General features: G+C 72.2%; 18 protein-coding genes. 12 read left to right on the plus strand and 6 right to left on the minus strand.

Annotated features, from left to right (window positions below; translation table 11 throughout):
* The first annotated feature begins 42 nt into the window (after window positions 1-42).
* The 4 genes from BM140_RS00885 to BM140_RS00900 all read left to right on the plus strand — a co-directional run bounded on the left by BM140_RS00885 (window position 43) and on the right by BM140_RS00900 (window position 5279).
* The gene (locus BM140_RS00885; protein ID WP_091941021.1) at window positions 43-2766 is read left to right on the plus strand and encodes a histidine kinase dimerization/phosphoacceptor domain -containing protein; all 2724 of its coding nucleotides are present in this window, start codon (window positions 43-45) and stop codon (window positions 2764-2766) included.
* Window positions 2767-2778: 12 nt separating this feature from the next.
* Window positions 2779-3351: a biliverdin-producing heme oxygenase gene (locus BM140_RS00890; protein WP_091941023.1), complete on the plus strand. Its 573-nt coding sequence runs from the start codon at window positions 2779-2781 to the stop codon at window positions 3349-3351.
* A 151-nt stretch (window positions 3352-3502) separates the two neighbouring features.
* Entirely contained in the window at window positions 3503-4207 is a 705-nt protein-coding gene (tmk, locus tag BM140_RS00895; protein ID WP_091941025.1) for a dTMP kinase, read from the plus strand.
* On the plus strand, window positions 4197-5279 hold the full coding sequence (locus BM140_RS00900; protein ID WP_091941027.1) for a DNA polymerase III subunit delta': 1083 nt from the start codon (window positions 4197-4199) through the stop codon (window positions 5277-5279). The genes tmk and BM140_RS00900 overlap by 11 nt, the downstream gene beginning before the upstream one ends.
* Before the next feature lie 19 nt (window positions 5280-5298).
* Here BM140_RS00900 and BM140_RS00905 read toward each other — a convergent pair whose 3' ends face one another.
* Window positions 5299-6912 (minus strand): acyltransferase family protein, encoded by a 1614-nt coding sequence (locus BM140_RS00905; protein ID WP_244535229.1) that lies wholly within the window; start codon window positions 6910-6912, stop codon window positions 5299-5301.
* Window positions 6913-7182: 270 nt separating this feature from the next.
* On the opposite strand from BM140_RS00905, the gene metG reads away from it, so the two are divergent.
* From metG to BM140_RS00920, 3 genes are read left to right on the plus strand one after another with little or no spacing between them, the layout of a single operon-like run.
* Window positions 7183-8745, plus strand: coding sequence for a methionine--tRNA ligase (metG, locus tag BM140_RS00910; protein WP_244535230.1), 1563 nt, complete (start codon window positions 7183-7185; stop codon window positions 8743-8745).
* Between the two features lie 40 nt (window positions 8746-8785).
* Window positions 8786-9583: a TatD family hydrolase gene (locus BM140_RS00915; protein WP_091941032.1), complete on the plus strand. Its 798-nt coding sequence runs from the start codon at window positions 8786-8788 to the stop codon at window positions 9581-9583.
* Window positions 9584-9617: 34 nt separating this feature from the next.
* Complete coding sequence (locus BM140_RS00920; RefSeq protein ID WP_091941034.1) at window positions 9618-10427, plus strand: MBL fold metallo-hydrolase; 810 nt, start codon at window positions 9618-9620, stop codon at window positions 10425-10427.
* On the opposite strand, the gene BM140_RS00925 is transcribed toward BM140_RS00920, so the two are convergent.
* From BM140_RS00925 to BM140_RS00940, 4 genes are all read right to left on the minus strand, one after another.
* Complete coding sequence (locus tag BM140_RS00925) at window positions 10424-10816, minus strand: group III truncated hemoglobin (protein WP_091941036.1); 393 nt, start codon at window positions 10814-10816, stop codon at window positions 10424-10426. The two genes, BM140_RS00920 and BM140_RS00925, sit on opposite strands and share 4 nt — an antisense overlap.
* A 98-nt stretch (window positions 10817-10914) precedes the next feature.
* A complete protein-coding gene (locus BM140_RS00930) occupies window positions 10915-11715 on the minus strand; it encodes a GDSL-type esterase/lipase family protein (RefSeq protein ID WP_091941703.1) in 801 nt (266 codons plus the stop codon).
* Between the two features lie 867 nt (window positions 11716-12582).
* Window positions 12583-13620 (minus strand): sensor histidine kinase, encoded by a 1038-nt coding sequence (locus BM140_RS00935; protein WP_091941039.1) that lies wholly within the window; start codon window positions 13618-13620, stop codon window positions 12583-12585.
* A 99-nt stretch (window positions 13621-13719) separates the two neighbouring features.
* On the minus strand, window positions 13720-14658 hold the full coding sequence (locus BM140_RS00940) for a DMT family transporter (RefSeq protein WP_091941041.1): 939 nt from the start codon (window positions 14656-14658) through the stop codon (window positions 13720-13722).
* A 287-nt stretch (window positions 14659-14945) separates the two neighbouring features.
* Between BM140_RS00940 and BM140_RS00945 the strand changes: the two genes are divergently transcribed.
* From BM140_RS00945 to BM140_RS00955, 3 genes are read left to right on the plus strand one after another with little or no spacing between them, the layout of a single operon-like run.
* Window positions 14946-15770 (plus strand): SDR family NAD(P)-dependent oxidoreductase, encoded by an 825-nt coding sequence (locus BM140_RS00945; protein WP_091941043.1) that lies wholly within the window; start codon window positions 14946-14948, stop codon window positions 15768-15770.
* 5 nt (window positions 15771-15775) lie between these two features.
* On the plus strand, window positions 15776-16696 hold the full coding sequence (locus BM140_RS00950; RefSeq protein ID WP_091941705.1) for an alpha/beta hydrolase: 921 nt from the start codon (window positions 15776-15778) through the stop codon (window positions 16694-16696).
* Window positions 16693-18189: a flavin-containing monooxygenase gene (locus BM140_RS00955; RefSeq protein ID WP_091941045.1), complete on the plus strand. Its 1497-nt coding sequence runs from the start codon at window positions 16693-16695 to the stop codon at window positions 18187-18189. The genes BM140_RS00950 and BM140_RS00955 overlap by 4 nt, the downstream gene beginning before the upstream one ends.
* On the opposite strand, the gene BM140_RS00960 is transcribed toward BM140_RS00955, so the two are convergent.
* On the minus strand, window positions 18156-18461 hold the full coding sequence (locus tag BM140_RS00960; protein WP_165616360.1) for a hypothetical protein: 306 nt from the start codon (window positions 18459-18461) through the stop codon (window positions 18156-18158). The genes BM140_RS00955 and BM140_RS00960 overlap by 34 nt on opposite strands.
* Window positions 18462-18554: 93 nt before the next feature.
* Between BM140_RS00960 and BM140_RS00965 the strand changes: the two genes are divergently transcribed.
* Together BM140_RS00965 and BM140_RS00970 are read left to right on the plus strand one after the other, a co-directional pair.
* Window positions 18555-20033: an MFS transporter gene (locus BM140_RS00965; protein WP_091941049.1), complete on the plus strand. Its 1479-nt coding sequence runs from the start codon at window positions 18555-18557 to the stop codon at window positions 20031-20033.
* Window positions 20034-20091: 58 nt separating this feature from the next.
* Window positions 20092-21102, plus strand: a complete 1011-nt coding sequence (locus BM140_RS00970; protein WP_165616361.1) for an alpha/beta hydrolase — start codon at window positions 20092-20094, stop codon at window positions 21100-21102.
* Window positions 21103-21167 lie beyond the last annotated feature (65 nt).

Raw genomic sequence — 21167 nt, forward strand, 5'->3', positions numbered from 1 at the left:
GCATTGCGCAAAGGGCGCGCCGCGGGCATATCGGACGGCATAATGGTCGATCCGTCGCAGATGCACACCAGGGGGCTGGACCATGCCCTGATCGACCCGTCCGTCGATCTCGACGCCCTGACGGCGGGCGAGCGCGACGCGGTCGAAGCGGGGCTCCTCGCCCTCGACGCCGTCGGCACCGTGCTCGCCTGCAATCGCGCCGCGGCGGTGCTCTGCGGTTTCGCGCCCGAAGCGATGATCGGGCGCGACTTCTTCCGCGAGCTCGTGCCGAGCGCCCGCGTGCCGGGCTTCTACGGCCGTTTCCTCGCGACCCGGCGCGGCGGCCTCGACGCGCAGAACTTCGAGTTCATGTTCGGGCGCCTGCCCGCTCCGTTGCGGGCGCGCATCGCCCTGCGGCCCGGCGCGGGCGGGCGCGTCTGGCTCGTCGTCAGCCCCCTGGCGCAGATCGCCGCCGGTCCCTCGCGCGAGGCGGTGCTCGCGGCGATCTCTCGCCGCAGCCGGGCCGAGCCGGTCGATCCCGGCCTGTGCGAGCGCGAGCCGATCCACATCCCCGGCTCGATCCAGCCCAACGCCGTGATGCTCGCCGCCGATGCGGGCTCGTTCGAGATCCTGGCCTTCAGCGCCAATGCCGCGGACGTGCTGCCGCCGGCCCTGTTCCCGCCGAGCGGGCACCGCCTGGACGCGGTGCTGCCGGCGGGGATCGTCTCCGCGATCCGTGACGGAATCGCCGCCCACAGCCTCACCGACGGGCGGGCCCTGCGCCGCACCGTCACCCTGCCGCTCAGTAGGAACGATGCTGGGCAAGGGGTCGGAGACGGGGCCGAGAAGGGGGCCGGGGACCCGACTCACGGCGAACGCTTCCACCTCGTCGCCCATGTCCATCTCGGCCGGGTCATCGTCGAACTCGAACTCGCGCCCGAGCGGGCGGAGGACTTTTCCGCCGCGAGTCCCCTCGACACCGAACTCGCCATGGCGCGCCTGCGCGCCGCCGAGACCCTGACCGAGGCGGCCCAGATCGCCGCACTCGAGATCCGCGCCGTCACCGGCTTCGAATCGGTGCTGGTCTACCGCTTCGACGCGGACTGGAACGGCGAGGCCATCGCCGAGGACATGGTGCCGGACTGGCAGCGCCCGCTGATCGGCCTGCGTTTTCCCGCCTCCGACATCCCGGCCCAGGCGCGGGCCCTCTACACCAAGGCCAAGAGCCGCTTCGTGATCGACCGCGACTGCGTGCCGGTGCCGCTGGTGGCCGACCGGGCGGCCGGCAACGCACCGATCGACCTCACCTTCGCCCAGAACCGCACGCTCTCGCCGATCCATCTCGAGTATCAGCGCAATCTCGGCGTCGACGGCTCGATGTCGATCTCGATCATGGTCGAGAACCGGCTCTGGGGCCTGATGATCGGCCATCACCGCCGCCCGCACTACGTCGCCCCCGAGACCCGCGCGGCGGCCACCGTGCTCACCGACGCCTTCGCCATGCGGGTGCAGGAGATCGAGGGCAAGGCGCTCTGGAGCGAGCGCCAGCACCATCTCGACATCCAGGGCCGCCTGGTGCGGCGCCTGACCCGCACCGAGGATTTCGCCCACAGCCTGATGCAGGGCGAGCCGGCCCTGATCGACCTGTTCGGCGCCACCGGCGTCGCGATCGTCTCCGACGCCGCCGTCCGGCAGGCCGGCGCGACGCCGGGCAGAGCCGAGATCGGGGCGCTCGCCGCTTGGCTGCGCACCAGCGTCCCCGCGGAGGCCCGCAGCTTCGTCACCGACACGCTGGTGCTGCACCATGCGCCGGCCGCCGCCTACACCGAAACCGCGAGCGGTCTGCTCGCCGTCTTCGTCGGCGCCGAGCGGCGCCACCTGCTCCTGTGGTTCAAGCCCGAGATGCCCAGCACGGTCACCTGGGGCGGCGATCCGAGGAAACCCGTCCTGCCCGGCAGCGGGCCGGTGGCGGTGCTGCCGCGGCGCTCGTTCGAGCGCTGGGTCGAGGAGCGGCACGGCCATTCGAGCCCCTGGGCGGCCTGGAAGGTCGATCTCGCCGAGCAACTCGCGGAGGCGGTCGACGGCGTGGTCCTGCGCCAGCGCCGCAAGATCGCCGAGCTGACCGGCCTCCTCGCCGAGAAGGAGCGCCTGCTGGAGCAGAAGGACCTCTTGACCCGCGAGATCGACCACCGGGTCAAGAACTCGCTCCAGATCGTCACCGCCTTCCTGCACATGCAGCGCCGCCAGATCGCCGATCCGGCCGCCCGCCAGGCCTTCTCCGAGACCTCGGCGCGGGTGATGAGCGTGGCCCGCGTCCACGACAGCCTGTACCAGGGCGACAGCCTGGAGGAGGTCGATCTCGGCCAGACCATCCAGGCTCTGTGCGACGACCTCGCCGGCATGGCCGGCGACGCGCACAGCGTCGAGATGACCGCCGAGACCGGCCTGATGGTGCCCTATCGCCACGCGGTGGCGCTCTCGCTCATCACCACCGAACTCGTCACCAACGCGTTCAAATATGCCGGCCGCCCCGACAAGGGCGCCCACATCACCGTGACGGTGAAGGGCGAGCGCAAGGACGGCTCGCTGCCGGCGGCCGGCGAGGCGGGCGAGGCCGTGCGGCTCACCGTCTGCGACGACGGCGACGGCATGCCGCCGGACTGGGAGAGCGGCAAGGCCCAGGGCACCGGCCTCGGGATGAAGCTGGTGCGGGCCATGCTGGAGCAGATCGGCGCCCGCCTGGAGGCGCAGAATGCGGGCGGCGCCTGCTTCACCGTCCACGCCTGAGCCGGAGTTTCCTTGACACAGCCCGAGACTCTGCACGCCCGCCTGCGCGCGGCCACGGCGGACGCACACGAGGCGCTGGAGCGCGATCTCGACTGGCAGGGGAGGGTGGCGACGTTGCCCGGCTACCGCGCGCTGCTGGCGCGCCTGCGCGGCTTCCACGCGGCCTACGAGCCCGTCATCGCTCTGGGGCTTTCCGACGAAGCCTTCTTCGCCCCGCGCCGCCGTCTCGCCGCCCTCGACGCGGACCTTTCCGCCCTCGGCCTCGATGATGCCACCCGCGCCGCCCTGCCGGTCCCGCTCGCCCCCCGGCTCGCGGGGGAGGGGGCCGCCTTCGGCGCGCTCTACGTGCTGGAGGGCTCGACGCTGGGCGGCCTCGTCATCGGCCGCCATGTCGGCGGCCTGCACGGGGAGGGGACGCCGCTGGCCTACTATTCCGGCCGCGGCCGCGAGGCCGGGCCGCTGTGGCGGACCTTTCGCGAGCGGCTGGACGGCTTGGCCGCAGATCAGGAGGCGGCGGCGTTCGCGTCCGGCGTCGCCACGTTCGAGGCGATGCGGGTTTGGCTGACGACGGGGCCGGCCATTTGATCCGGGTTTTGTGATCGCTTCGATGCCCGCGCCATCCCCTCGCCCCGCACGCGGGGAAAGGGGGGCTCGGCGGCACTCGACGCGTCACCCGAAAACCATCCGACATTGCCCATGCTGTCCCACCGGCCCACCCTGTGCTAGCCCGCTGTCCATGTCGAGCGATGCGCCGCGGGGCGTCTTCATCACCTTCGAGGGCGGGGAGGGGGCGGGCAAGTCCACCCAGATCGCGCGCTTGGCCGCCACCCTGCGGGCCCAGGGCGGACGCGAGGTCGTGACGACGCGCGAGCCCGGCGGCACGAAGCGGGCGGAAGGGTTTCGCGAGGCGCTGCTGCGGGGCGTGGCCAAGCCGTTCGGGCCCTTCGCCGAGGCGCTGATGTTCGCCGCCGCCCGCATCGACCACGTCGACGGTCTGATCCGCCCGGCGCTGGCCCGCGGCGCCATCGTGCTGTGCGACCGCTTCGCCGATTCCACCCGCGCCTACCAGGGCGCGGCGGGCGGCCTCGATCCGGCGCTGATCGCCAGCCTGGAGCGGGTGACGCTGGAAGGCCTTCGCCCGGACCTCACCCTGATCCTCGATCTGCCGGCGGAAGGGGGCCTCGCCCGCGCCCGGCGCAGGGGCGGGGAGGGGCAAGAGGAAGGACCGGACCGGTTCGAGGCGGAAGCGTTGAGTTTCCACGAGCGCCTGCGCGCGGCCTTTCTGGCCATCGCCGAGGCCGAGCCGGCGCGCTGCCGGGTGATCGACGCGCAGCCCGGCCCCGACGCCGTCGAGGCGGCGATCCGTACGGCCGTGGCGGCCCATCGCCCCGATCTCCTGCCGGGCGAACCGGCCTCCGGGGACCGCGATCATGCCGCCTGAGGGAGGCCGCGCCCGCAAGGAGGCGCCCGCCGTCTCGGAGGCCGAGGCCGGCGACCTCGCCCAGGTGCCGCGCCCGCGCGAGCAGAGCCGCCTCGTCGGCCACGAGGCGGCGCAGGCGGCGTTTGCGGAAGCGCTGGCCACGGGACGCCTGCACCATGCGTGGCTGATCGGCGGCCCCGTCGGCATCGGCAAGGCGACGTTGGCCTACCGGGTCGCCCGGCGGCTGGTGGCCGATCCCCGCACGCTGCCCGTTTCCGAAAAGCTCGACCTGCCGGACGATCACCCGGCGGCCCGCCAGGTCGCGGCGCTGTCGCACCCGAACCTGATCGCGCTGCGCCGGGTCCAGGCGCCGGGCGCCAAGACCCTGCCGACCCGCATCTCGGTCGATGCCGCCCGGGAGGCGCTCGCCCTGTTCGCCACCACCGCGGGCGGGGAGGGTGGCTGGCGCGTCTGCATCGTCGACAGCGCCGAGGACCTGAACGCCAACAGTGCCAACGCCCTCCTCAAGATGATCGAGGAGCCGCCCCCGCGGGCCATTTTCCTGATCGTGTCCCACGCGCCCGGGCGGCTGCTGCCGACGATCCGTTCCCGCTGCCGCGCGCTCACCCTGCGCCCGCTGGCCGGGGAACAGGTGCGTGCGGTGATCGAGGGGTTTCCGGCTCCCTTCCCCCGGCCCGAACCGGCGGCGCTGGCCCGCGCCGCCGCGCTCAGCGAGGGCTCGGTCGCCCGCGCGGTGGCCCTGCTCGATCCTTCCACGCAGGCGATCGAGGCGGAGGTGTCGAGCCTGCTCGCCGCCCTGCCCGATCCGGATTGGCGGCGCGTGCTCAAGCTCGGCGAGAGTCTGGCCGCCCGCGACGCCGAGCCCCTGCTGACGGCGGTGCTCGACGCGATCCAGCGCCACGTCGCCGCCGAGATCGACCGCCGCCAGGGCGAGGGGCCGGCCCGGCTCCTCGCCCTGGTCGAGGCCGCCGCGCGCATCGGAGCGGTCGCCCGCGAGGCCGCGATCTACAACCTCGACCGCCGCCCGCTGGTGCTCGCCGCCTTCGAGACGCTGGCGGCGGCTGGGCGCTGAGGCCCCGCGGCCCGGTGCGTCAGCGGCCCGCCGTACCGGGCAGCACCGCCATGCGCCCGTCCTCGTCGACGGCGACGGCGAGGGGGACGGCGCCCGCCGGGCAGGCCGCGAGGGGCAAGCGCATCCGGTAGCCGGTCCGGCGCCGGGCGATGCCGTCCAGGCCGGGCCGGGCGGCGAGGTCCTTGCGGGTGCGGCGCGGGCGGTCGAGCCCGGCGAGCCGCCCGTTGCAGAACAGGGCGAGCATCGCCTCGCGCTTCGGTCGCGCGGGATCGAAAACGAAGGCGCTCACCACGATGTCCGTCGGCGAGAGCGCCTCGATCGCCTCCAGCTCCCCGCGCAAAGAGGCCGGCAGAGCGAGACCGCGGCCGGAGAGGGCGGATTCGGCGAGATCCCGGCTCGCCCAGGTCTCGGGCGGCAGGGCGGCCAGCGCCGCGCGGGCCCGGCTCTCCTGCCGGTCGTTCCGGGCGGTCTCGGCGCTGCCCCAGGCGGCGCAGCCGAAGAAGATCGCGAGGTACAGGGTCAGACCACGGCGCAGGGCGCGCGGGGAGGCCGCGTCGATGCGGCGGCGCAGGCGCCGGTAGAGGGCGACGTCGAGGGGGCCGAGCAGGGCCGCGACCCCCAGCGCCGCAGCGATGCCCGTCACCCCGTAGGCGAGGCCGGACCAATCCGCGGGCAGCACCGATGCGGTGAGCCACAGCACCGGCACGTGGACGAGATAGAGCACGTAGCTCCAATCCCCGAGCCTGAGCGCCACCCGCGACAGGGGATGGCTCCCCCCCATCTGGGGGCCCGAGGCGGCGGCGCCGACGAGCAGCACCGCCGCGATCCCGCCGAGCCAGCGCGCCGCCTCGGTCTCGACCAGCAGGCAGGCCGCCCCGAGCGGCAGCGCCAGCAGGCCCAGGAACGGCCTCAGCCGGCCGCCCGCGATCAGGCGGGGCAGAAGCAGGCCGCCCGCGAACGGGATGCAGGCGCCGGACAGCGCCAGCGCGTAGAGCGGCGGCGCGGTGAGGTCGATCGAGCCGCGCGGCAGCAGCAGGGCGGCGGCGGCGATGAGACCGAGCCAGCCGAGCGCCAGCGGCACGATCCGGTGGGCGAGCCCGGCCAGCGCGACGACGAACAGGCCGACATAGAAGCTCGTCTCGAAGACAAGGGTCCACTCGACGTTGAGCGGGTAGCTGCGCGCCCCGGCCGGGGCGAGCGAGAGGGCCAGCGGCTTGAGACCGCCCAACGTCAGGCCGAGCGCGGCGAACAGACCGGCGAACAGGGCCACCACCGCGAGATAGGTCGGGAAGATCCGCACGATCCGGTGGGCCAGGAAGGCGAACGGCCGGTCGCGCACGACGAGCCCGGCCATCAGGAAGCCGGAGATCGCGAAGAACACCGCCACGCCCCACAGCCCCATCATGGCGTCGAGGCCGGCGAGGGGCCGGTCGGCACCGCGCAGGAACTGGCCGTAGAAGGTCGCGTGATGGACGAGCACGGTCACGGCGGCGAGCCCGCGCAGGACCTGGATGTTGGGCAAGCCCGCCGCGGCGCGCGCCGGCGACGCGGCGGGCGCGTCGGCAGGCGCGAGGCCGGGGACGAGCCCGGCCGGCAGGGAAGGAGGCAGCCCTCGGACGAGGCGGGCGATCATGGTGTGCATCCCGGCAGACCGGCGGGTTCGTGCGCAGCCATACCGGGAAACATGGCCGCAATCGTGCGGCCCCGACCTTTTCCGGCGCTCCGTGCCCGCCGCCCCTCGGATTCCGGCAACACCCCGGGGCCTCGCGGCTTCGGTTGCGCTGCGGGACGATGCGCGCCACAAGGCATGTCGAGCCGAAACCCGTGCCGCGCGATCACGAGCGGCCCGCCCCGTCGGGCAGGCCCCCGCGCGCCACTCCAGACCATCCGGGACCATCGACACGTGAGCGAGACGCCGGAAAAACCCTTCCTCATCACCACGGCGATCTCCTACCCCAACGGCGTGCCGCATATCGGCCACGCCTACGAGGTGATCGCCACCGACGCGATCGCGCGGTTCCAGCGCCTCGACGGGCGCGACGTGCTGTTCTCCACCGGCACCGACGAGCACGGCCTCAAGATCCAGCAGACCGCGGCCAGGGCCGGGATCAGCCCGCGCGCCTTCGTCGACGACATGGCCGGGCGCTTCAAGGCGATGGCCGACCGGCTGAACTGCGCCTACGACCGCTTCATCCGCACCACGGAGGCCGACCATTACGCCGCCGCCCAGGCGCTGTGGCGGCGCATGGAGGCCAACGGCGACATCTATCTGGCGAAGTATGCCGGCTGGTACTCGGTGCGCGACGAGGCCTATTACGACGAGGCCGAGACGGTCGTCGGCCCCGACGGCCAGCGGCGCTCGATCAAGACCGACACGCCGGTCGAGTGGATGGAGGAGGAGAACTTCCTCTTCCGCCTGTCGAAGTATCAAGACAAGCTGCTCGCGCTCTATGCCGAGCGGCCCGATTTCCTCAGCCCCGAGACGCGCCTCAACGAGGTCGCGAGCTTCGTGCGCTCCGGCCTCAAGGACCTCTCGATCAGCCGCACCACCTTCGACTGGGGCGTGCCGGTGCCGGGGCATCCGGGCCACGTCATGTATGTCTGGGTCGATGCCCTGACGAACTACCTCACGGTCTGCGGCTTCCCCGACGAGACCGACCCGCGCTTCCGCTCCTGGCCGGCCGACGTGCACGTGATCGGCAAGGACATCGTCCGCTTCCACGCGGTCTACTGGCCGGCCTTCCTGATGTCGGCGGGGCTCCCCGTTCCGGACCGCGTCTTCGGCCACGGCTTCCTGCTGTCGCGCGGGGAGAAGATGTCGAAGTCGCTCGGCAACGTCGTCGATCCGATGGATCTGGCCGAGACCTACGGCGTCGATGCCCTGCGCTACTTCGTGCTGCGCGAGGTGCCGTTCGGCGGCGACGGCAATTACAGCCACGAGGCGATCATCAACCGCATCAACGCGGACCTCGCCAACGATCTGGGCAACCTCGCTCAGCGCTCGCTGTCGATGATCGCCAAGAATCTCGACGGGGCCGTGCCGGAGCCGGGCACCTTCTCGGACGCCGACACGCGCCTGCTGGCCGCCGCAGCGGCGCTGCCGGAGAAGGCGAGGGGGCTGATGCGCGATCTCGCGCTGCACACGATCCTGTCCGAGATCTGGACCGTGGTGGCCGACGCCAACCGCTACTTCGCGGGCGAGGAGCCGTGGAAGTTGCGAAAGTCCGACCCCGCCCGGATGGCGACCGTGCTCTACGTCACCGTCGAGACCCTGCGCCGGGTCGGCCTGATGGTGCAGCCCTTCGTGCCGACGGCGGGCGCGGCTCTGCTCGATCTCCTTGCCGTGCCGGCGGACGCTCGCAGCTTCGCCTTTGCCGACGAGGCCCACCGTCTGCAGCCGGGCACCGCGCTGCCGGCACCGACCCCGATCTTCCCGCGTTTCGAGAAGCCGGAGGCCGCGGCCTGACGGCCCCGACCTCCCTGCCCCTCCCCGATCAAAAGAATCCATGCTGGTCGACAGCCACTGCCATCTCGACTTCCCCGACTTCGCCGAGGACATCCCGGGCGTGATCGCCCGCGCGGCGTCCGCCGGGGTGACGCGGCTCGTCACCATCTCGACGCGGGTCGCCAAGGCCGACACCTACCGGGCGATCAGTGAGGCCAACCCCGCCGTCTGGTACACGGTCGGCACCCATCCGCACGGCGCCGCCGAGGAGCCGGACGTTTCCGCCGACACCATCGCTGAGTTGGCGAAAGCCCCGCGCTGCGTCGGCATCGGCGAGGCCGGGCTCGACTACCATTACGAGGATGCCGCGCCGGAGGCGGTGCAGGAGCGGGTGCTGCGCGCGCATATCGAGGCGGCGCGCCTGTCCGACCTGCCGCTGGTGATCCATTCCCGCGACGCCGATGCGCATATGGAGACGGTGCTGACCGACGAGATGGCCCGCGCCCCGTTCAAGGCGGTGCTGCATTGCTTCTCGTCGGGCGCGCGGCTCGCGCAGGCCGGGGCCGAACTCGGGCTCTACGTCTCGTTCTCCGGCATCGTCACCTTCCGCCGCTCGGACGCGCTCCGCGATATCGCCCGCTCGGTCCCGCGTGAAAGAATCCTGGTGGAGACCGACGCGCCGTTCCTGGCGCCGGAGCCGCATCGGGGCAAGCGCTGCGAGCCCGCCTACACCGCCGACACCGCCCGCGTGCTGGCGCGTGCCCTCGACCTGCCGTTCGAGGAATTTGCCGCGCTCACCACGGCCAACTTCTACCGGCTGTTTTCAAAGGCCGCCGCGCTCGACGGTGTGTCCGCATGACGCCGGGCCACGCGATGGCGGGCCGGGAGGGCGCATGGCCAGCCTGAGCTTGCGCATCCTCGGCTGCGGCTCATCCGGCGGCGTGCCGCGGGTCGGCTCCGGCTGGGGCGCCTGCGACCCCACCGACCCGCGCAACCGCCGCCGCCGCTGCTCGCTGCTGGTGGAGCGGCGCGAGCGAGGGGAGGGGGCGCCGACCACGGTGCTGATCGACACCTCGCCGGATCTGCGCGAGCAGCTGATCGACGCGGGCGTCAGCAGCCTCGATGCCCTGCTCTACACCCATGCGCATGCCGACCACACCCACGGCATCGACGACGTGCGCCCCCTGGTGATCCAGATGCGCCGCCGCATCCCGGTCCATGCCGACCCCCTCACCCGCGCGCTGCTGACGGCCCGGTTCGGCTACGCCTTCGAGACCCCGCCGGGCAGCGCCTATCCGCCGATCCTCGACCTGCACGAGTTGCACGCGGGCGAGCCGGTGCGGATCGACGGCGCGGGCGGCACCCTGGAGGCGGTCGCCTTCGCGATGGAGCACGGCAACGAGGCCGCCCACGGCTTCCGCTTCGGCCCCGCCGCCTACGCCCCCGACGTGAGCCGAATGCCGGAGCCCGCCAAGGCGATGCTGCGCGGCCTCGATCTCCTCATCATCGATGCGCTGCGCGAGACCCCTCACCCGTCGCATTACTCGGTCTCGGACGCGCTCGCCCTGATCGAGGAGGTCGCGCCGCGCCGCGCGATCCTGACCAACCTCCACACCGATCTCGACTACGCGACGCTGGCCAAAAAGCTGCCGCCGGGGGTGGTGCCGGCCCATGATGGGTTGAGCGTGGCGGTGGATCTTTAGGCCCGCACGCCCGCGAGATCGGGCCGGAAGAACAAGCCGGCCTTGAGGCTGTCACCGATCCGGTGCGCCCGCCCGACGATTTCTTCGGCCAGCTCCGGAGAAAAGAACTCCGCCGCCGTTTCCTCGAACAGGCCGAGCCAGCGGGCGAAATGGTCCGGGGCGAGACCACCGATTCCAAGATGGCGGCCGAACGGGTTGCCCTTGTAGCGGCCGGTCCTGAGCAGCACCGAGGACCAGAAATCGGTCACCCGCACCATGTGGTGCGGCCACTCGGCATCCGCGATCTTGCCGGCGAACACGGGCCCGATCAGCGGATCGCGGCGAACTTTGCCGTAGAACGCGTCGAGGAAGGCGGCGAGCATCGCCTCGGTCAGTTCGGTGTGGGGCATGATGGGCGGGGAGGGGGCTTCCACGGGTCGGGAACGGCGCCCTCCTCCGGCTCGGAGTGCTCATGAAACGCGCCTCGGGCGCGTTTCATGAGAGACACTCAGTTCCGGGCGAGCGAGGGCTGGATCAGGCCGGCGCCGACGAGGATCTGAGCGGCCGCCGCCTTGGCGAGCTGGCGGTAGCCGGCATCCGTCATGTGCAGGCCGTCGGGGCCGATCATCTGCGCGGGCGTCATCAGGCCGTGGGTGACCCAGGACTGCATCAGGGCGCGGCGGCGGATCACCGGCACGTTCAGCTCGGCGGCGAGCGCGTGCAGGGCCTCGCCGTAGCGCTCGGCGCCCTCGACGCCGGAGAGCTTGCGGCACCATTGCTGGTCCATCAGCACCACGTCGGCCCCGGTGGCCCGGATCGCCTGGATCCCCGCGCGGGTCAGTTCGACGAAGCGCTCCACCGGCACGCCGCGCAGGGGGTCGTTGCTGCCGGTCTGCCAGACCACGAGGTCGGGCCGCTCGGCCAGCACGTCGCGCTCCAGGCGGGCGGCCATCTCCTCGGAAGTGTCGCCGCCCTTGCCGCGGTTGATCACGGTGATGGAGCGCCGGCTCGAGGCGCCGATCTGCAGCCGCTCCTCGAGGTCGCGCTCCAGCAGGGCAGGGTAGGCCATGGCCGGCGAGGATGCGCCCGCCCCTTCCGTCGAGGACGAGCCGAAGGCCACGATCCGCACGTCGCCGTCATGCCCGAGCAGCGAGGCGAGCCGGGCGAGCTTGGTCGGCACCCGCTCGGGTGCACGTTCCTGCGAAACCGCGGCGGCGACCGGCGGCGCGTCGGGCTGGGCGAGCGCCGGGCCAGCGAGGGCGGCACACGCAGCGACCGACATCAGTCCGGAGAGCAGGCGGAGCGGCATGGGGACCGGCATGACGGGGACCGATATGGCGAAGCGCTTGAGCGGGTTCATCGATTCGGCCGTGTTGCCCGGGAAATGTGACGATTGCGAGGGTCGCGCCGTCATCACCGACCGGATTGGATACGTTATGCACGATTTTGCCGGCAGAGGGATCGGGGTGCAATTTCATGCCGGATCGTCGAGCGATCCGTATGGGCATCATCCGGCCGAACCGATCCGATTCCCTGGCGGAATTCGATAAAATGCGATGGGGTTATGGTTAATAGAATTAACCATAAGAGGGCGTGTGCGGGCTGGAGGCAGTCTATAGTTCCATAATATATCTTATGCGAACGGTTCTGGTGCGGGTTGGGACAGACTTTTCTCATCGTCGCGAGCGGAGCCGAAGCGATCCAGGGCGTCATGTCACGGAGGAAAGCGAAGGGGCTCGAGCCGTCGGCTTCAAGGGCGCGACAGCATTCGGTGAATGCGGAGCCCTGGATCGCTGCGGCTCCGCCTCGCGATGGCGGCGTCAGCTGGCCTGCTCGACCTCCCGTCCTCCGGGGTAGGGCGCCCGCCCACATCCCCAAAGCCACCCCCTCCCCGGCCGATCCTGATGCGAGCCTCATCCCCCTCCCCTCAGAGCGCGCGGAGCGAGTTGCTCGCCACCGTCATTGAGGAATCGGAGCGGCTCAACACGTGGCCGACGCCTGCGCACGACGCTCGCGCCCCTCGGCCGCGAGCAGGAGGCGCTGCCTTGATTCGATCCGCGATGCCCGGAGCATCATCCCGAAAGCCAGCTTCCGGCTTTCGGGCAAGGTCGATGCGATACGAGAGCTGAGAGCATCACCGATCGCCCCCCGCGGCGGCGGGGCGGCGGCGCCCTTCTCAAACCGCCGCGCGGAGGGCGGGGAACACTAGGCGCACCACCGTGCCGCCCTCGTTGGCGTAGGTGAGCGTGCCGTCGAGCTGGGCGGCCAGCCCCTGGACGATGCGGAAGCCGAGGCTGCGGCTCGCCGCCGGGTCGAAGCCCGCCGGGATGCCGGGTCCGTCGTCGGCGATGGTCAGCGCCGCCATGGCTCCTTCCATCGGCTGAAGGCGGATCGTGATGGTGCCGCGCCCGGCCTCGGTGAAGGCGTGCTTGAGGGCGTTGGTGACCACCTCGACCACGAGGAGCGACAGGGTCGTCAGCCGGGCGAGGTCGAGATTCAACGGCGGCACGTCCACGAGGCAGACGATGTTGCGCGCCCCCGTGGCGTCCAAGAGGTCGGCGCAGAGCTCCTGCAGGTAGAGGCCGACCGGCTGGTCGATCCGGCTCGGATCGTAGAGGCGGCGGTGGATGCGGGCGATGGTCTCCAGCCGGGCCTGCGCCTCGTCGAAGGCTTGCGCCGCCGCCTTCGGGTCGTCGGCGATCTTGCGCTTCTGCAGGGCGAGCAGGGCGGCCACGAACTGCATGTTGTTGGCGACGCGGTGCTGCAGCTCCTGGAACATGGTGCGCTGCTGCTCGTAGAGGTCGGCCGTCACCGCCCGCTCGGCGGAGAGCCGGGCGCCGGCCACCCGCATCAGGTGGATCAGGGCGATGTCGACGGTGACGATGAAGACGTAGAAGGCGAGCGTCAGCGCCGTCGGCCCGTTCAGCAGGAACGTATTGGCCGGACTGATGAAGCAGTACCACGCCGCCAGCCCCGACAGCACCGCGCAGACGATGCCCGGCCGCAGGCCGAGGAAGAACGTCGTCAGGATGACGGCCGGGAAGAAGGTGAGGAACGGGAAGCCCGGCGGCAGCACCGGATCGAGCAGCAAGCGCAGGGCCGTCGCGAGCGCGGCCGCCGCCACGGCCACGAGTTCGCCCGCCCAGGACGGCAGGCGCGGGGCCGGGACGACCGGGGCGCCGGCCCGCGGCGGGGGGGCGGGAAGCTGGGACATGGGTGGGGAGCGGTCCCGGGGCGGTGATTCGCCATCGTCCTTAGCGCATCGACGGGCCGAACCTGTGGCCGCAGCGCCGCGATGGTTGCTTTTTGTTGTCTATCGCGCCGCAGCGGTCACCGCAGTCCTGCGCCCGGCGGTCTCGGCGATCAGGATGCCGCCGAGCACCAGGGCGAGCGCCAGCCCGTCGAAGACGTCGAACGGCTCGCCCGCCAGCAGCACGGCGAGCCCCGCCCCGAACACCGGCACGAGGTTGACGAACAGCCCGGCCCGGTTCGGCCCGATCAGCTCGACGCCGCGAATGTAGGAGAGCTGCGCCAGCAGAGACGGCCCCAGCGCCACGAAGGCGACGAGCGGCCATCCGACAGGGAGCGAGGGCCAGATCGACCGCCCGGCCGCCCACTCCACGGCGAGCGGCGGCAGCGAGGAGAGGAAGGCGGCGAGCGCCAGCCCGGTGAAGAAGGCGAGCCCCGACACCTTCGGCCGCGACGGCAGCGCCACGGTGTAGCCGGCATAGACGAGGCAGGCGGCCAGCATCAGCCCGTCGCCGCGGTTGAAGGTGAGGCTGAGCAGGGCGCCGAGATCGCCGTGGGAGGAGGCCACCGCCACGCCCGCGAGCGTCACCGCGGCACCCACCGCCTGCCCTCCCCTGACGCCGGCGCCGCGGACGAGGAAGTTGAGCAGCATGACGAAGATCGGCACCGCCCCCTGGATCAGGGCGACGTTGAGCGCGGTGGTGTGGGCGCCCGCCGCGTAGAACAGGCTGGCGAACACCGTGTAGCCGCTGGCGCCCATGAGCAGCACGTAGCGCCAGCGCGCCCTGAGCCGGGGCCAATCCGCCGCCACCTGCCGCCGGGCGATGACGGCGAGCAGCGCGAGGGCGAAGGCCCAGCGGAGCGTGGTGAGGACCTGCGGCGACACCTCGCCCACCGCCCATTTCCCCGCCACCGCATTGCCGGCCCAGAGCAGGGCGGTCAGCGTCAGGATCGCGTAGGCGGTGGCCGTGGAGCCGCGCCGCCGGCTGGAATCTGCCTGCACTGTCGTGATGTCCGAATGTGGTGAGCGGGCCGGGCGGCGAACGTCCCTTCAGGGACTCAACCGAAGGGCGGATCCCATTCAATGGCCCGGTCGATGTAGGGCGGTCCAGGGCAGGGGCACGTCCGGCGCGACGGGCGAGCCGCCCGCTCCGGCCGCCCTCCCCCTTGTCATCGCCTTGACGAAAGCGGGCTTTCGCCCGACCTCACCCTCTGCCGCGCCGGAGCCCCTGCCCTGTCCGTATCCCCCTCCCCTCATCGCGGCCCCGCGCAGGCTCGACAGGCTTCGTGATGGCGGCCCGCTTCGTCTTTTCGGGCCGCACCGCCCTTGTCACCGGGGCGGCCAGCGGCATCGGCGCGGCGCTGAGCCTCGCCCTGGCCGACCGCGGCTGCGCCCTGGCTTTGGCCGACCGCGACGGCGCGGGGCTGGCCTTCGTGGCGGCGAGCGCCCGCGGCCGGGGCGTGGCGGTGAGCGAGCACGTCATCGACCTCACCGACGCCGCCGCTATCGCGGCCTTGCCCGCCGCGGTGCAAGCCCGCCACGGCGGGCTCCAGCTGCTGATCAACAATGCCGGGGTGGCGCTCGCCGGGCGGTTCGAGGAAACCGACCTCGACGACGTGGCGTGGCTGATGGACGTGAACCTGCACGCGGTGATGCGCCTCACCCACGCCTGCCTGCCGCTGCTGCGGGCGGAGCCCCAGGCGCAGATCGTCAACCTGTCGAGCGTGTTCGGCATCGTCGCGCCGGCGGGGCAGGCGGCCTATGCGGCGAGCAAGTTCGCGGTGCGCGGCTTTTCGGAGGCTCTGGCCCACGAAGTCGCGGGCACCGGGCTCGGCGTCACGCTGGTTCATCCGGGCGGGGTCGCGACCCGCATCGCGAAAAGCGCCCGCATCCCCCGCGGCCTCGATCCGGACGAGGCGGCCCGTGGGCTGGCCGCCTTCGAGCGCCTGCTGACGATGGACCCGCAAACCGTCGCCGCCGCGATCCTGCGCGGCGTCGAGGCCCGTGCGCCCCGCCTCGTGATCGGCAAGGACGCGCGGCGCGCCCTCATGATCCAGCGCCTGATGCCGGTGCGTTACTGGTCCCTGATCCGCCGCACTGTCGGAGAGACGTGAAGAGCATGGCGAGCCTGCGCGCGCATTTCTACGACATCGCCGTGCGGGTGGCCGTGAAGGCGCGCGTCGGCCGGCAATCCGACATCGGGGCGATCCGCCGGGCCTTCGACCGCGAGACCTTTCCCTCGCCCTTGGGCATCGCCTTCACGCCCGGCGAACTCGGCGGCGTCCCGGGCGAGTGGGCGCAATCCGAGGGCGGGCCGCAGGACGGAGCGGAGGGGCGCCCTGCCCTGCTCTATCTCCATGGCGGCGGCTTCATCGCCTGCTCGGCCCGGATGTACCGGCCGATCACCGGCCATTTCGCGCGTGCCGGCTTCCGGGTGTTCGCCCCCGATTACCGGCTGGCCCCCGAAGACCCGTTTCCGGCGGGCGTCGAGGATTGCGCGGCGGCCTGGCGGGCGCTCTCGGCGCGGGGGCCGGCCGTCATCGCCGGGGATTCCGCGGGCGGAAACCTCTCGCTCGCCACCCTGGTCGAGGCGCGCCGCCTCGGCCTGCCGCTGCCAACTGCGGCCGCCCTGTTCTCGCCCGCCACCGACCTCGTCGGCCGCAGCCCGTCCTTCCGCACGAATGCCCGGCGCGACGCGATGTTTCGCCCCGAGGCGCTGACCCGGCTGGTGCCGGCCTATCTCGACGGGGCGGACCCGGCCGATCCCCGCGCCTCGCCGATCGAGGCCGACCTGTCGGGGTTTCCGCCGTTGCTGATTCATGTCGGCGCCCGCGAGATCCTGCGCGACGATTCCCTGCGGCTGGCGGACAAGGCCCGCGCCGCGGGCGTGCCGGTCTCGCTCAGGGTGTTTCCGGTGGTGCCCCATGCCTGGCAGCTCGCCGAGAGCTTCTTGCCGGAGGCCCAGGCCTCGCTCACCGAGGCGGCCGTCTTCCTGCGCCGCGCGCTCGACGCGGTGCCGGCCCCGGAGGCGGTGGCGTGAGCGGGGGGCCGCTCGATCTGGTCATCGTCGGCGCCGGATTCTCCGGCCTCGCCATGGCGATCCGGGCGGACCGGGCCGGGTTCTCGCGGTTTCGGATCCTGGAGAAGGCCGACCGGATCGGCGGCACGTGGCGGGACAACACCTATCCGGGGGCGGCGAGCGACGTGCCGGCCCATCTCTACTCCCTGTCCTTCGCCCCCCGCTCAGACTGGTCGCGGCTGTTTCCCCGCCAGGGGGAGATCCAGGCCTATCTGCGAGACCTCGTCGCCGAGCACGGCTTGGCGGATCGTCTGCGCCTCGGCACCACCGTTCTCGGCGCCGCCTACGACGAAGCGGCCTGCCTGTGGCGGGTCGAGACCGACCGGGGCGTGGTCGAAGCCCGCATCCTCGTCGGCGCGGTCGGCGCCCTGCACGCGCCGGCCCGGCCGGCCCTGCCCGGCCTCGATGGCTTCGCCGGCCCCTGCTTCCACACCGCCGCGTGGGACCACGGCTGCGACCTTGCGGGGAAACGCGTCGGCGTCATCGGAACGGGGGCGAGCGCGGTGCAGATCGTGCCGGAAATCGCCGGTCGCACCGCCCATCTCACCCTGTTCCAGCGCAGCCCGCCCTGGATCCTGCCCCGCCACGACCGGCCCTACGGCGCCCTGGCGAAGGCGCTTCTCGGAATCGCCCCCCTGCGCCGGCTCTACCGGGCGAGCCTGTTCTGGCGGCGGGAACTCACGGCTCTGTTCGGCTTCACCCGGGTCTCGCGGCTGACCGCGGGGGCGGAAGCCCTCGCCCGCGCGCACCTGAAGCGCGCGATCCCCGATCCCGATCTGCGGCGGCGGCTGACGCCGTCCTACCGGCTCGGCTGCAAGCGGGTGCTCCTGTCGGACGATTATTACCCCGCCCTCGCCCGGCCCGATGTCAGCCTCGTCACCGAGGCGATCCGGGCCGTGACGCCCCACGGCATCGTCACGGCGGACGGGGCCGAACACGCCCTCGACGTGCTGATCCTCGCCACCGGCTTCTCCCCGTCGGGCAGCTTCGACCGCCTCGCCCTCACCGGCCGCGACGGGCGGAGCCTGGCGCAGGCGTGGCGCGACGGGGCGGACGCGTTCCACGGCCTCGCGATGAGCGGCTTTCCGAACCTGTTCCTGTTGCTCGGGCCGAATACCGGCCTCGGCCACAACTCGGTGCTCGCCATGGTCGAGGCGCAGGTCGCCCACGTGCTCGAGGCGTTGCGGTGGCTGAAAAGCAATCCGGGGCGGGCTCTGGAGGTGCGCGCGGAGGCGCAACGGCGCTTCCGCGACGCGGTCGATGCCCGGCTCGCCGACAGCATCTGGGCGCGCGGCGGCTGCGGCAGCTGGTATCTCGACGGGAAGGGCCGCAACCGCACCCTCTGGCCCGGCACCGCCACGGCCTATCGCCGCGCCGCGCGGCGGCTGCGGCGGCGGGACTACGCGCTGGTCGGGCCGTCTCAGCGCTCGGAGGCGGCGGCGACCGGCCCGTAGCCCTGATAGATCACCCGCACCGAGCGCCGCTCGCCGGGCAGGTCCGAGAGCGGGATCGCCTTCACGCCCCGCAGCACCGGAACGAGCGCCGGCGCGGGCTCCGGACTTCGCACCGGCCGCAACGTCCAGCGCTCGGCGCCCGAGGCGGGCCGGTCCGAGGCCAGAGCCGAGGCGGCGAGGAGCCCGCCCAGCGCAGCGAGCGGGAGGAAGGCGAATCTCGAAAACCCGATGACGGAAAAGTTCATGGCGGCAGGCCCGGGGAATGGGGCCATTTCGCGCCTTCAAGCGTTGCAGGAATCCGATACGCGCCGCGCCTCGTGGGCCGTTGCGAACAAGAGTCCGGATTCACGGTAAACGGGGGCCCAATGACGAGCCGCGTGGAAGGTCAGGCCGGCGCGCAGGCGCCCGAGCGGGTGGCGGCCGGAACCGTCATCGAGACCGACATCTCCGCCCGGCTCGACCGGTTGCCGTTCGGCCGCTTCCACACCCTCGTCATCGTCGCGCTCGGCATCACCTGGGTGCTCGACGGGCTGGAGGTGACGCTCGCCGGCGCGCTGGTCGGCGCGCTGCGCAAGGAGCCGATGTCCTTCAGCGAGTTCGACGTGGGGCTGGCGGCCAGTTCCTACCTGATCGGCGCGGTGACCGGCGCCGTCGGCTTCGGCTGGCTCACCGACCGGATCGGCCGGAAGAAACTGTTCTTCATCACGCTGGCCCTCTACCTGATGGCGACGGCGGCCACGGGTCTCTCCTGGAATATCTACAGCTTCTGCCTGTTCCGCTTCCTCACGGGGGCCGGCATCGGCGGCGAGTACACCGCGATCAACTCGACCATCCAGGAGCTGATTCCGGCCCGCGTGCGCGGCTGGACCGACCTCGTCATCAACGGCTCGTTCTGGATCGGCGCGGCTTTGGGCTCGTTCCTGTCGATCGCGCTGCTGCGCCCGGAAGTCATCGATCCGGCCTGGGGCTGGCGCATCGCCTTCTTCGTCGGCGGCGGCATCGGCCTCGTGATCCTGCTGCTGCGCACCTGGATCCCCGAGAGCCCGCGCTGGCTCGTCACCCACGGCTACGCCGCGGAGGCCGACCGGGTGGTGTCGGGCATCGAGAAGCGCTTCACGGATGAGGGCATCACCCTGCCCCCGCCCGACGAGAAGCGCCGCCTGAAGCTCAAGGTCCGCAGCCACACCCCGCTCTCCGAGGTGGCCGGCGCGATGTTCGTGACGAACCGCCGCCAGACGCTGGTGGGGCTCGCGCTGATGATCGCCCAGGCCTTCTTCTACAACGCCCTGTTTTTCACCTACGCGCTGGTGCTGGAGCGGTTCTACGACGTGCCCGGCGGCGATGTCGGCTGGTACCTGCTGCCCTTCGCGCTCGGCTCCTTCCTCGGCCCGGTGCTGCTGGGACGTCTGTTCGACACGGTCGGCCGGCGCCCGATGATCGCGGCGACCTACGGCATCTCGGCGGTGCTTCTGGCCGGTGTCGGCTACCTGTTTCAGCTCGGTGTCCTCGGCCCCGTGGGCCAGACCGCGGCCTGGATGGTGGTGTTCTTCTTCGCGTCCGCCGCGGCGAGTTCCGCCTACCTCACGGTGGCCGAGACCTTCCCGCTGGAAATCCGGGCGCTGGCGATCGCCGCCTTCTACGCCATCGGCACCGGCATCGGCGGCGTGTCGGGCCCGCTCCTGTTCGGCACGCTGGTCGAGACCGGCTCGCGGGACTGGGTGCTGGTCGGCTACCTCATCGGCGCCGCCTTGATGGCGGTCGCGGCGGTGGTCGGCGGGATCTACGCCACCGCGGCCGAGGGCAAGTCGCTGGAGGACGTGTCGAAGCCGCTGGCTTCGGCCTGACGGAAACCTCTTCGCTGCCTCGCGTTGTCGCCGGACATCGCGAGGCCGGAGAAGACAGGTGGATCGGACACGGAGATCGGGCGGACGCGGCCAAGCCTTGAAGGCCGCCGCCCTGCTGCCCCTGGCGGCGGCGGGCGCCTGGATCGCCTGGAGCCATCTCGGCCTCGCCCGCGGCGGCCCGCTGCCCCCGGCCCTGCCGGGGCGGCGCACGCGCCTGCGCACCCGCGCCGGCGAGGTCGGCCTCTACGCGGCGGATGCGCGGGCCGGGCGACCGCTGCTGCTGATCCATTCGATCAACGCCGCGGCCAACGCCTACGAGGTCCGGCCGCTCTACGAGCACTTTTACGAGTCGCGTCCGGTCTACGCCCTCGAACTGCCGGGCTTCGGCTCGTCCGAGCGAAAGAACCGCATCTACACGCCCCGCCTCATGGCCGACGCGATCCTCGACGCAGCGGCCGAGATTTCAGCCCGGCACGGCGGCGTTCCGGTCGATGCCATCGCCCTGTCCCTGTCCTGCGCGTACCTCGCGCGGGCCGCCCTCGACCGGCCGGCGCTGTTTGCCACCCTCGGCCTGATCAGCCCGACCGGGTTCGACGCCCGCCTCTCCGGCGACGGCCCGCTCGACCGCCATCGCGGCAAGGAATGGGCCCGGCAGCTCACCGCCTTCCCGCTCTGGGGCCGCCCGCTCTTCGACGCGCTGGTGAGCGCGCCCAGCATGCGCTTCTTCCTCGAAAAGACCTGGGGCAGCCGCGACATCGACGAGGGGCTGCTCGCCTACGATCAGCTCTCGGCCCACCAGCCCGGCGCCGAGCACGCGCCGTTCTCGTTCATTTCAGGCTACCTGTTCCCGGACGACACCACGCGGGTCTACGAGGCCTTGCGGCTCCCGGTCTTCATGGTCCACGGCGCGCGGGGCGACTTCGTCGATTACCGCCATGTCGGCGAGGTCGTGGGCCGCCCGAACTGGACGGTTCTCCGATTGCCGACCGGCGCCTTCCCGCATTTCGAGCGGCCCGGCGCGGTGACGACGGCCTACGCGGCGTTTCTGGAGCGTGCCGAGGCCGGTTGACGCGCGCGTCTCCCCCTCTGCGGCACGACCGCATCGGCGGGGAGGCGCGGCGATGACCGCGGATC

Origin of the sequence: Methylorubrum salsuginis (assembly GCF_900114375.1) — a bacterium.
Taxonomy (GTDB): domain Bacteria; phylum Pseudomonadota; class Alphaproteobacteria; order Rhizobiales; family Beijerinckiaceae; genus Methylobacterium; species Methylobacterium salsuginis.